The organism is Thaumasiovibrio subtropicus (genome assembly GCF_019703835.1).
Classification (GTDB): Bacteria; Pseudomonadota; Gammaproteobacteria; order Enterobacterales; family Vibrionaceae; genus Thaumasiovibrio; species Thaumasiovibrio subtropicus.
This window is the reverse complement of sequence record NZ_AP023054.1, coordinates 1,896,034-1,907,571: the sequence shown is the minus strand read 5'-3', so window position 1 is coordinate 1,907,571 and position 11,538 is coordinate 1,896,034. Positions and strand designations below refer to the sequence as shown.

Here is an 11,538-nt window from a genome sequence, read left to right as displayed (position 1 = left end):
GGCCATCGCCTACCCCTTTTCAGTGGAGTGACGTAGCGTGAACGTGAGGTTTCACGGAGGAGAGCGAATGACGCAACAAGATGTCGATTGGGAAAGCTTAAGCGTGTTAGTTGTTGATGACAGCAAAGTTGCGTCACTCATGTTAAAAAGCGAGCTAAACAAAATTGGAATCAAGGCGATTGATGTCGTTGAAAATGGCGATCGCGCAATCAGTAAGTGCCAAGGAAAATACTACAATTTTGTACTGATTGATTACCATTTAGAAGACAGTATCAACGGAAATGAGCTAGCGCATACGTTAAGAAGCCGTCATTTAATTGATAGAACTTGTGGTGTTATTATTATTTCTGGCGATAACAGCTCCGATGTTGTGTTAACTGTATTCTCTTACAATATGGATACATTTATTACAAAGCCGATTAGAGCAAAGGAACTTGTCGATAAACTCTATTCAATAAAGAGGAATATCGATCTTCTCACGCCCATTTATGACCAAATTGATTGTGGCCTAATTGATGAGGGGGTATCAGAACTGACGGCAATTTGCTTAAGTGATAATAGTTATAAGTTAGAAAGCGAACTTTTGAGAATTTTAGAAAGTAATGAACGTTGGAAAGATTTAGATGAATGGTTAACGATAAAAAAGCATGCTGGATTTAATCAGCGTCGAGAGTATTCAAAAGCGATTTACTTTTGGCAGATAGAAGAGAGAAGTGCAGCTATACGAGTTTTGAGAAACTTGATATCTCGTATGCCAAGATATGTTTTTGCTTATGACAAGCTCGTGGAATTTTATGAAGAGTTAGGGAAAACGCATGAAGCGCTCGACATCGCAGAGCAGTCTAGCCGACTTACGCCTACGGTGAGTCATCGTGTGTTGAACTTGTCTCGTATTGCGATGGAAGCGGGTCAAATTGAAGTGTTCCTCGTATCGGGTGGTTTACTGATTAAGAATTTGATTATTATTGATAGAAAGTGGTTTGACCCTTTAAACCGATATCTTTATCTATCTAAAAAACTGATTGACTCAGAAAATGCCACAGTGTCTCGAAATTACATTCTCTCAAAAATAAAACAGATGCAAAGCAAAGTGATGACAAAGCTTCCCTCAAACCAATTAGCCTTGTCTAAGTTGCTTTTTTATATCTATCTAGCGAGAGTTGCGATATCAGAAAATAAGAATAGTGAAGCGCATGTCCGACTCATGATAGGAATGAAGCATTTCTCTTCATCACTGCATGCATTGTCTGATGAAATACTGGCATTGTGTCTTGTTGTTGCAATTAGAACAGGAGAGCGGTGGTTTGTTGATAATTTAATAGGGGTTCTAAGTATCCGAACGCAATTAACATCTATATCTGAAGAATTGCTAAAGGATGCAAATATCGGCATGGCTGGAAAAGGGGGGTTCTTTGACTACTACGAGAAGTTGGCAGATCTACATCTTGTGCTTTTTTCTGATCCACTTCACGTGATTAAACAGGCTGATGAGTTGGCTCTTCATTATCCAGACTCGGTTGAACTCAAACTACTTAAATTATCTGCGCTAGTGTTATCGGGTAAAGACAAACCGATCCATTTCAAAAAGCTGTTACCTAAAAAAATTCCGCTGCCAGAATCGATGCATAAGTGGGCGCTTTCGATAACCGATAACGTGTCTGAACTAAAAAGTGCCCATGAAATTTTTATTGGCGAACTAGCGGATAGTTCAAAAGTGAGTTATCAATTTATGCTTACTTACGAAAAAACAACAAAAAGTGAAGCCCGTGTAGGTTGAAACTCGCAATCTAGCGTAGTGTGTGGGATTACATACTTGATAGTTAAACATGTCTAATCTGATTGCTTTTCTTAAACGCAAAAACGCCTGCTCATGAGCAGGCGTTTTGATAGTGGTGGGCGATACCGGGCTCGAACCAGTGACCCCCTCCTTGTAAGGGAGGTGCTCTCCCAACTGAGCTAATCGCCCGAATAATCGCGTTGGGATTCTCTAACGAGAGTGCGACTATTGGAATTTGGTGGGTCTAGGCAGACTCGAACTGCCGACCCCTACCATGTCAAGGTAGTACTCTAACCAACTGAGCTATAGACCCAAATTCTGACTTCTTACTAGGTTAGGTAAGAAGATTGGTACGACCGAGTGGATTCGAACCACCGACCCCCACCATGTCAAGGTGGTGCTCTAACCAACTGAGCTACGGTCGTACTGAATGTCTCTGCGTGAGAACGCAATGGATAATAGCTAGTTCACATCGCGGCAGCAAGGGGTAAGAGTGATTTTTTTCATTAAAATGAATTGTTTGTTGCAACTTTGAACAATAGGCGTAGAAATCTGCTGCAATCAGCGGAGGGAACGCCATAAAGCAACAAAGACGGAAGTCGCGAGCGTATCGGTCTATGCTTAGAACATAATTGCAGACATCTATGTCTTATTATTGATAGAGCGTTAGTTATGCAGAATAAGAACTTCAAGAAATATCGACATTTCATTATGTTCGCCCCGACGCTGGTTTTAGCGGCAATCATTATTGCTGGAATCTATGTGGAAGCGAATTTCCTCGCCAGGCAGGTACAAGAAAATACCAAAGAAGACTTGCAGCAAACGCTCCAAGTTGTAAAACAGGTGATTTTGATTGAAGAGGAACAGGCGTTCATTGGCGATGGCGCTTCATCGCGCCTTTCTTATGACCAGCAGGCGAAATCGTTAGATGAGTTTCTGAGACGGATTGCTTTTAGCACTGAGCACCGTATCACTTTGATTGATGAATCTGGCATTGTGGAGCACGATAGCAAGCTACCACTGTCGCTGGTGCCAGAGATGGACAACCATGCCAGTCGACCTGAAGTCCAGATGGCAGTTACTCAAGGGGTAGGATCTGATATCCGATTCAGTGAGACTACCGGGCAAAACTATATCTATTTGGCGAATCGGGTTGAGATCCCAGAAGAGCTTCAAAAATTCCACATTTTCCATGACAGTGCGTACATCGTGATTCGCGCATCAATGCCGATAGAAAACCTTCAGCAACTGATTGTCGAGTCACTCTCTTGGGTCATTCTTTCTGGCGTTGTTATATTGGTCATTGTCATGATCAGTAGTGTGCTGTCTCTTTTTGCGATGAAGAAGTTTGTGGAGCGTGATAAAGAAGAGCTTGCTGCGCATGTGGAATCACAAACCAAGGAATTGCGGATTCTGCAACACATGGGCAGCTTACTCGGTGCATGCTCATCGATGGATGATGCGGCCGAGGTGATTCGTGCCATAGGCATTCAATTGATTCCAAATGCCAAATCTGGCGCCATTTCTTTGATTAAATCTTCGCGTAATCAATTAAATAATCTCGTGGAATGGGGCGAACCTTGGCCGGGTCACAAGAACTTTAGTCCTAATGATTGCTGGGCATTGCTGCAAGGCCATGTCCATCACTCGCAAAGCGCTGAAGTGGATGTCCGTTGTCGTCACTATCACAGCGATGAAGAGATCTATTTCTTCTGTCACCCACTAATGGCACAAGGGGAAACGCTGGGCGTTTTGCATCTGGTTTTTGAACAGGAAAGTGAAATCTTGCTGAGCGAGTCCAATGCCGCGACGTTTGCTGAACAAATAGGCCTGTCGTTGGCTAATATCCAGTTGCGCGATGATTTGCAGTATCAAGCCTCTCGCGATCCACTCACTGACCTTTATAATCGCGCCTTTTTGCTTGATCAGTTGGCAAAAACCTTAGGAAGCGCGATGCACGATAAAGGGGAGTTTGTCGTCATGATGCTAGATGGTGATCACTTTAAACTCTTTAATGACAAGTTTGGCCATGATGCAGGGGATTTCGTTCTTAAGCAGCTAGCGAGATTGTTTAACGAGGTCATCGGTGACGAAGGGATAGTGTGCCGCTATGGTGGCGAGGAGTTTTCGATTCTTTGTCCGTTGGCGACTTACGCAGAGGGGAGTCAACTTGCCGAAGATGTGCGAAAACGTATCGCCGATGAAAACTTTATTTATCGTGGCCAGAGTTTAGGGAGCGTCACTGTCTCAATTGGTGTTAGCGGTTATCCTCAAGATGGGCGAAGTGCGGATGCCTTGCTAAAAGCTGCGGATAACGCCCTTTATAGCAGTAAGGAAGCGGGAAGAAACCGCGTCTCTTTAGCGACGCCGCTTCAAGATATTGAGTCAAGCATTGAGAGCAGCGCACCTTTACCGCTATACCCTTCAGTCACGTCACACGATAAAGAGAAGGAACACACAGCTTGAGCCAAACTGAGTCAATAAAGCAGTATATTGTTGCCCTCGATCAGGGTACGACGAGCTCGCGGACACTGGTTATTAACGCTTGCGGAGAGATAGTCAGTAGCGCCCAGCGTGAGTTCGAACAGCGATATCCTCAAGCGGGGTGGGTTGAACATGATCCGATGGAAATTTTCGCGACTCAAAATGCGACCATGATCGAAGCGTTAAGCAAAGCGGGTATTGCCAGTGATCAGGTTGCGGCCATCGGCATCACCAACCAGCGTGAAACAACTGTGGTATGGGATAAAGCATCTGGAAAACCGATTTACAATGCGATTGTCTGGCAGTGCCGTCGTACCGCAGATCGCTGCGAAACGTTAAAAGCCACACTGGGCGAAGCGACGGTGAGAGATAAAACAGGCCTAGTTTTAGACCCCTATTTTTCAGCGACCAAACTAGAGTGGATTCTTGATAATGTACCACAGGCACGCGAACGTGCAGAACGGGGGGAGTTACTGTTCGGTACAATCGACACTTGGTTGATTTGGAAGTTAACGCAAGGGCGTGTTCACGCAACAGATTACACCAATGCTTCTCGTACAATGTTGTTCAACATTAATACGTTGCAGTGGGATGATGAGTTGCTGTCAGCGTTGCGCATTCCAAAATCCATGATGCCTGAAGTAAAAGCCAGTGCCGCTGAGTTCGGGCAAGCGAATATCGGTGGTAAAGGTGGAACACGTATTCCTATTTCGGGTGTTGCTGGTGACCAACAAGCAGCGCTATTTGGGCATCTTTGTACCGAGGCAGGTCAAGCGAAGAATACCTATGGTACTGGGTGTTTCTTATTGATGAATACGGGCAAAACCAAAGTCACTTCAAGTAATGGTCTACTGACAACACTGGCGTGTGATCGTGAAGGAAAGCCTTGCTATGCACTTGAGGGCGCAGTGTTCATGGGTGGCGCGTCGGTACAGTGGCTAAGGGATGAGTTAAAAATCCTTCAGAACGCGTCAGATTCTGAGCGAATGGCAACCGCGGTTGAATCATCCAATGGGGTTTACGTTGTGCCCGCATTTACGGGTTTGGGTGCACCTTATTGGGATGCGTATGCGCGCGGCACAATTGTTGGGCTCACTCGGGGGAGTAACGACCATCACTTAGTACGGGCGACATTGGAAAGCATTGCTTATCAAACCCGAGATGTTCTTGATGCCATGCAAGTCGACTCCGGAATTTCATTGCAATCATTGCGCGTTGATGGGGGCGCAGTCTCCAACCGGTTTTTAATGCAGTTTCAAGCTGATTTATTGAACATTGAGGTATTACGGCCAAAAAACATCGAGGTAACCGGTTTAGGCGCTGCTTACTTAGCGGGGCTTGCTGTGGGGGTTTGGCCAAATATCGAAGCCTTGCGCCATTACATTAGTATTGAAGCGAAATTCGAGCCGGATGATGATGAGTCGAAACGATTGCTGCGTTGTAGAGGATGGCAGCGGGCGGTTAAATGCGCACAAGTTTGGGCTAGCTTAGAGGAGTGATACCAAGACTTCCTCAACAAAAGGGCTGAATCATGCTAGTCTCTCCATACTGTTTATAAATACAGGTTAGCATGATGCCCGTCACCACCACGTCTTCTCCTCGCGTTTTACCCGATCTCCCAGTTGATTATTACCTTAGCAACTTCTTGATATTGCTCGATACCGTCAGCAAAAGAGATCGTGATTTGTTGAGTGATACTGAACTGGCGTGGATCGATGGCTTTTACAAGTTAACCAAGAATGCACAATGTTTGTTAGTTCGGCTCTTAATGCGCAAGGGAGAGTGGTTTCGGGAAGATAAGTTACGTTACGACGAGGTCGACATCCCTGTTGCCATAAGGGTATTAGAAGCGAGTGGCTATGTATCTTGTGCCTCTCGTGTTCCCTGTGAGTTGGTTTTAAGGATGGCAACTAAACCAGAATTACCCAGTCTCTTCCCTGAGATCACCTTGCCAAAATCTGCCAGCAAAGGGCAGTGGGTTGAGGCTGTAGGCATAGCGTATTCGAGGGATCAAGAGATTGCATACCCTTTGATACGCCTGATAAACAGTGAACTGCTCTCCGTCTTGCTGTTGCTATTTTTTGGCAACTCCCGTCAGGACCTCACCCAATTTGTTTTATCCGATCTCGGTATTGAGCGTTTTGAGCGCTATACGCTAGATAAAGCAGGTCGCTTGTTTGAATCGCGTCAACATATTGATGATTGGCTCTCTTTGTCTGAACTTAACGATGCGTATTGGGACTTAGTTGAGTTGAAAAACAGGGCAGGTATTGTTGCGTTGAGCGACTTTTTGCCGCCTCAATTTGATTGGTCGCCATTGGAGCGAAAACGTGCTCGCTTAGCGAATCATATCGCCCGAGAAATGGAACGGCAGGGCTATGTTGATGCGGCCATCGCACTTTTTTCGCAAACAACACGTCCCCCCAGTCGCGAGCGTCGCGCTCGAATGCTGATCAAGCAGCAACGGGAGGCCGATGCGTTGCCACTGTTACGTGAGATGTTGTTGGAAAGCCATGATGAAGACGAGCAAGAAGTGGCACTGCGTATTCTGAAACCTCTGGCGAAGAAATTACCACAAGCAGACCCGCTGGTTCTCGGTTATCCCGAGGCTACGCAGCACTTTACACCGCAGCAAACCGCACTTGAGCTCGACCTCAAATCACAACGTGTTGAACTCGCGGTGGCCGAACACTATCAAGCGCAGGGTTGGCAAGTGTGGTTCAGTGAAAATCTCTTGTTGAATGGTCTGTTTGGTTTAGCTTTCTGGGACATCATTTTCTCTGCTCAGAAGGGGGCATTTCTTAATCCTTTTCAACGAGCGCCTTATGATATGTATCGCCAAGAGTTTATCGATAAACGTCAGTCACACATTGATGAACGACTTGCGGATGTGATCGCGGGCGATGTTGATTACCTAGCAGTATTTGAGGCGAAGCAAGGCATAAGTAACGATTGGGTGGCATGGCAAGCCATTGAGAAGGATCTGATTTCACATGCGATCGATGTGATGCCGCCGGTCCTGTTAGCCAAGCTATTTGAGCGGCTATTGGTCAACGTGAAGCAAAATCGTACGGGAATGCCGGATCTCTTTATGGTGCGCGGTGACGAGTGGTGTTGGGCCGAGGTTAAAGGCCCCGGTGATAAGTTGCAGAACAATCAAATACGCTGGTGTCGCTGGTTTGAGCAGCATCAGGTGCCTTACCAAGTGGTCTATGTGACCGCACAGAACGATAAAAAATCTGAGAGGCTCTAAGCAATTTCCTCAGTAAAAGAATAGCCTAGCAGATTCTACGACTACGCTTTTAGTAAATCCACATCCCCTGATGGGATGTGGATATACTCAAACCACTTCAAGATGCAGGATTCAGAAGCGGCCTAGCGCGTCGAAGTCAAGGCAAAGGTGTGAAGGAATGGATTTCCCTTTCAAACACCTTTAACGCAGAAATCGGGGCGCTAGTCGCTTCCCGAAGGGCGAGTTTTCTAGGCTCGCCACCGTCGTTACTGTTTTTTGATTTAGTCCACTAGATCTTCAAAACAGTGTCTTGTTGACAAGCCTAGAAACTCTCGCTGAACAAACATCTTGAAGTGGCTTGAGTATATATGCGTTGATAGGATATAGACCGGATTTCAAGGCTCGCTTTCTATCCTCTCAAAACGATTGGCAACGTCGATGAAAGAGGCTAAGTATGGGACACCGCAGTCGCGCCACTGCCCAAACACTATTGGTATTCTTCCTACTGTTCTGTTCTTCAAGGGGATACAGCAGTGAACATTATGTTACCTATCACCAAGACGAAGGAGAGTACATTCCTGGTGCAACCTATAGCTATTTCTACATCAGTTCAGAGCATGTCAACTATGCGGAATCGCTAGGCGCAATTCCGGTACGCTCAGATGCCACGGTAAGAAATATGGCCGTGCACACAGGCGGTGTCTACGATATCAATCGACTCTATGCGTTTTCAGTTGATGCCCACAGTACGTTTTATCCCACCGCGTCAGAAGAACAATGGACACGAGATGGCGTCGGTGTCTATCAACGCAACCAGTTTGAGTTCAGTAGTACAACAACCAGTTTGTTGCTCCATTATAAGTTTGATCCAGGATGGCGCATCTTGGCGGGCACATCCTTTATGTACACAGTGTATAAACGGTCTGATGTCTTGCTGCCATCGCAAGCCGGGCCTTTTCAAAGTGGCGTGATCGAAGAAAAATCGAGTGAATTTGTCTTTATCACGGGGGCTGCTTATGAACATGGCACCTTGGGTGACCAATGGCGGTATGGTGGCAAGGCCACTTTCGGGCTGCCAATTTGGTCCATTACAGAGAGCTCACTTTATCCGGGGCTAGAGTTTGATCACCATGGTTATTTACTCGGGCTTGAAGGCAATGTTTCCTATCAAATTGTTTCTAACCTGCATATCGCGATGTTTGGTCAGTTAACCTATCGAATCCGTGATGAAGAGCCGCCACAAGCTTGGCGTGGGGATCTGGGGGACGGGGAAAAGAACTATTTGGTCTCGTTACCGAAAGGTGAGACCAGCACCCTGAATCTGGGTGTTGGCCTGTTGTGGTCGTTTTAGGAGATAGAATGGCAGAGGACGTGCTTGATCTGATTGTGGTGGGGGGAGGAATCAACGGCGCGGGCATTGCTGCTGAGGCGCAAGAGCGCGGGCTCAATGTCGGACTATTTGAAGCGCGGGATTTTGCAGGCGCAACCTCATCGGCAAGTTCAAAGTTGATCCATGGCGGCTTACGTTATCTAGAAAATTATGAGTTTAAGATGGTCGCCGCCGCGTTAGCGGAGCGTGAAGTGTTACTTCGCAAAGCCCCACACATTGCGCGTAGCATGCGTTTTCAATTACCGCACAAATCCCAATTACGTCCGTTCTGGCTAATTCGCTTGGGGTTGTTTCTCTATGACTCTCTCGCGGGGCGTCAGTTACTTGAAGCGAGTAAATCGGTGCAATTTACCGCTGAATCTGGATTGAAACCGCATTTAATCCGAGGCTTTGAGTATTCAGACGGTTGGGTAGACGATGCTAGATTGGTGTTGCTAAACGTCAAGCATGCACAAAACCTTGGCGCTGAAGTGAGAAATTACTGCCGAGTTGAGAATGTCACCCAGCAAAACCAGCAGTGGGTCATCACATTGACTGATCAACGAACGCAACAGGTCTTTCAGCGTCGCTGTCGCGCCTTGATCAATGCGACAGGGCCTTGGGCGGCGCAGTTTTTACGGCAAACTCTCGTTCAACCCAAAGCTGAGTCTCTACGCTTAGTTAAGGGTTCACATATTGTCGTACCTCGTTTGTATCAAGGTGAGCATGCTTACCTTTTGCAAAACAGTGATAAACGCGTTGTTTTTGTCATCCCCTATTTAGAAAGCTATGCATTGATTGGTACCACAGACGTGGATTTTGACGGAGAGCCACAAAATGCGGCGATCACGTCAGAGGAAATCGCGTACCTACTGAATGTGGTGAATAGTCATTTTCAAACGCAAACAACCCCTGAGGATATTGTTTGGCAATATAGTGGTGTCAGGCCATTGCTCGCTGATGCGTCAGCGTCAGCGCAGTCGACCACGCGAGACTATCGTTTGATTCGTGAAATAGAAGGAGCGCCGTTACTTTCTGTTTATGGCGGTAAACTGACAACGTATCGAAAACTCGCGGAAGAGGCGATCACCATGCTGAAGAGCGTTTTCACGCGGCTGGCCCCCTCTATCTCCAAGCAGACTGTTTTACCCGGCGGAGAAGGGTATGACTATTTCGCAATGACAACGCATTTGGCGACAAAGTTTGCGTTTATCGATGAGCGAACCCGGCGTCGTTACCTGCAGCTATATGGTGCTGATGTTAACCAACTACTTAACGGTGTAGAGACACTGGATGACCTAGGTCAGTGCTTTGCTAAAGGTGTGTATCAAAGAGAGATCGATTATTTAATCAACGAGGAATTTGCTTTCACAGTCGAAGACATTCTGTGGCGCAGAACCAAATTGGGTATCACACTCACCAAGGCCGAGATAGCCACATTGAGTTTTTATCTGCAAACGAGCGCAAGTTCTGCAAACGGGCACAAGGGCTAAATACCGACCTTAAATCGGCAGTGTTTAAATAGCGACTGCCAATAAGCAACATGCGTGTCTAGCTTGGTTCGCATTGAGCGATGCGCATCACCGACAATGAGTTGTTGCTGATAGGGTTGAAAGGTGTCAGCAACGTCCGCTGGCGGTTGATAAATCTCCGCCAAAAGCGGTTGCAGATGTCGAAACTCGCTATCTATTCTCGCAAGGTAAGGTTGGAGCTGCGCGACGTAAAACTTATCAAACACATTTCTAAGGTATTCTGCGCGCGTTTGGTTTCTTTTGGGCCCGCAATGGCGCTTAGGATCAAACTGGCTGAGCAGCAGGTTTGCTTTGGTTAACGCAATATCCGCTCGATAAATAGACGTGTACAAGCGACCAATGTAGTCGTTCTGGTAAATCAGCGCCTGTTTTGAGGGAAGGGTGTCTAATAGTTCAGAGTTGATGTTTTGTGGATCGTCCAGTTGTTGACGAATTTCCAACATGATCATGAGTATTTGTTCGGCTTCGATGAAGCCTTCGCTGCTGTTAATCGCGAACGATTTCAAGGTTGGCCGAAGAAAGTTCTGCCACTCTTCATCAAGACTGACTGCGTTCCAATGATGTTGGGAAATTTGTGCCTGCTTTTGCGTGTATATTGGTGCCAGTTGCTGACGTAACTCAATACTGACCGATGGAAGGCACTGTGCAAGTGCGTTTAGCAGTCGAATTTCATACTGGAGTTGGGTAATTTCATTTTGTACTTTACCAAGTACTGAGTTGCGTTCCGCTATCAATTGAAAGGCGCCACATTGTCGCAGCTCGTACGCATCGAGCAGACCAATGGTGATCGGCGCAATGTCTAACTTTAGTTCACGCTTCATGGGCAGAGAAACAGGGGGCACTGGCTTTACTGTTGGCACATCAACGTCGATAACATTGCTGAGTCGATTGAGGTAAGTATCAAAGACATCATCCGCCCTCTCTTCCCCACAGCCTATCAGAGGTAGGAAACAGAAGAGATAAGCGAAAGTACGGCTTTTTGTCAGAAAAGCAATTTGTCCAATCCGATGTGATAAAAAGTGCAGCAAACGCAGGTTGACCTAATGTAATTGTTGTTTACATATTTTACTGAATAGTGCGGCGAAAAGTGCAGTCGGCTAAGAAAGGAATTGTGTGATCTATGACACACCGCTGTGATATGTAT

At 46.3% G+C, this 11,538-nt stretch carries 7 protein-coding genes and 3 tRNA genes; 6 read left to right on the top strand and 4 right to left on the bottom strand.

The window, feature by feature from the left end:
* The first annotated feature begins 67 nt into the window (after nt 1-67).
* On the top strand, nt 68-1,777 hold the full coding sequence (locus tag TSUB_RS08640) for a response regulator (protein ID WP_221274510.1): 1,710 nt from the start codon (nt 68-70) through the stop codon (nt 1,775-1,777).
* A gap of 113 nt (nt 1,778-1,890) precedes the next feature.
* Here TSUB_RS08640 and TSUB_RS08635 read toward each other — a convergent pair.
* From TSUB_RS08635 to TSUB_RS08625, 3 genes are all read right to left on the bottom strand, one after another.
* Nucleotides 1,891-1,966: transfer RNA gene (locus TSUB_RS08635), tRNA-Val, on the bottom strand.
* A gap of 47 nt (nt 1,967-2,013) precedes the next feature.
* Nucleotides 2,014-2,090 (bottom strand) — tRNA-Val (locus TSUB_RS08630).
* A gap of 35 nt (nt 2,091-2,125) precedes the next feature.
* A tRNA-Val gene (locus TSUB_RS08625) sits at nt 2,126-2,202 on the bottom strand.
* A gap of 247 nt (nt 2,203-2,449) precedes the next feature.
* Here TSUB_RS08625 and TSUB_RS08620 point away from each other — a divergent pair.
* From TSUB_RS08620 to glpD, 5 genes are all read left to right on the top strand, one after another.
* The gene (locus TSUB_RS08620; protein ID WP_087024958.1) at nt 2,450-4,243 is read left to right on the top strand and encodes a sensor domain-containing diguanylate cyclase; all 1,794 of its coding nucleotides are present in this window, start codon (nt 2,450-2,452) and stop codon (nt 4,241-4,243) included.
* A gap of 14 nt (nt 4,244-4,257) precedes the next feature.
* Nucleotides 4,258-5,760, top strand: coding sequence for a glycerol kinase GlpK (gene glpK / locus TSUB_RS08615; RefSeq protein WP_414718377.1), 1,503 nt, complete (start codon nt 4,258-4,260; stop codon nt 5,758-5,760).
* A gap of 71 nt (nt 5,761-5,831) precedes the next feature.
* A complete protein-coding gene (locus tag TSUB_RS08610) occupies nt 5,832-7,514 on the top strand; it encodes a VRR-NUC domain-containing protein (protein ID WP_087024954.1) in 1,683 nt (560 codons plus the stop codon).
* 433 nt (nt 7,515-7,947) lie between these two features.
* Nucleotides 7,948-8,844 (top strand): hypothetical protein, encoded by an 897-nt coding sequence (locus TSUB_RS08605; RefSeq protein ID WP_087024952.1) that lies wholly within the window; start codon nt 7,948-7,950, stop codon nt 8,842-8,844.
* 8 nt (nt 8,845-8,852) lie between these two features.
* Nucleotides 8,853-10,355, top strand: a complete 1,503-nt coding sequence (gene glpD, locus TSUB_RS08600; protein WP_087024950.1) for a glycerol-3-phosphate dehydrogenase — start codon at nt 8,853-8,855, stop codon at nt 10,353-10,355.
* Here the strand turns inward: glpD and TSUB_RS08595 are convergent.
* Nucleotides 10,352-11,422, bottom strand: coding sequence for a DUF3080 family protein (locus TSUB_RS08595; RefSeq protein WP_159065011.1), 1,071 nt, complete (start codon nt 11,420-11,422; stop codon nt 10,352-10,354). The two genes, glpD and TSUB_RS08595, sit on opposite strands and share 4 nt — an antisense overlap.
* Nucleotides 11,423-11,538 lie beyond the last annotated feature (116 nt).

What these genes read in the sequence shown, in the direction of transcription:
- TSUB_RS08640 (WP_221274510.1), top strand. Translation starts at nt 68, where the DNA reads ATGACGCAACAAGATGTCGATTGGGAAAGCTTAAGCGTGTTAGTTGTT.
- TSUB_RS08620 (WP_087024958.1), top strand. Translation starts at nt 2,450, where the DNA reads ATGCAGAATAAGAACTTCAAGAAATATCGACATTTCATTATGTTCGCC.
- TSUB_RS08610 (WP_087024954.1), top strand. Translation starts at nt 5,832, where the DNA reads ATGATGCCCGTCACCACCACGTCTTCTCCTCGCGTTTTACCCGATCTC.
- TSUB_RS08605 (WP_087024952.1), top strand. Translation starts at nt 7,948, where the DNA reads ATGGGACACCGCAGTCGCGCCACTGCCCAAACACTATTGGTATTCTTC.
- glpD (WP_087024950.1), top strand. Translation starts at nt 8,853, where the DNA reads ATGGCAGAGGACGTGCTTGATCTGATTGTGGTGGGGGGAGGAATCAAC.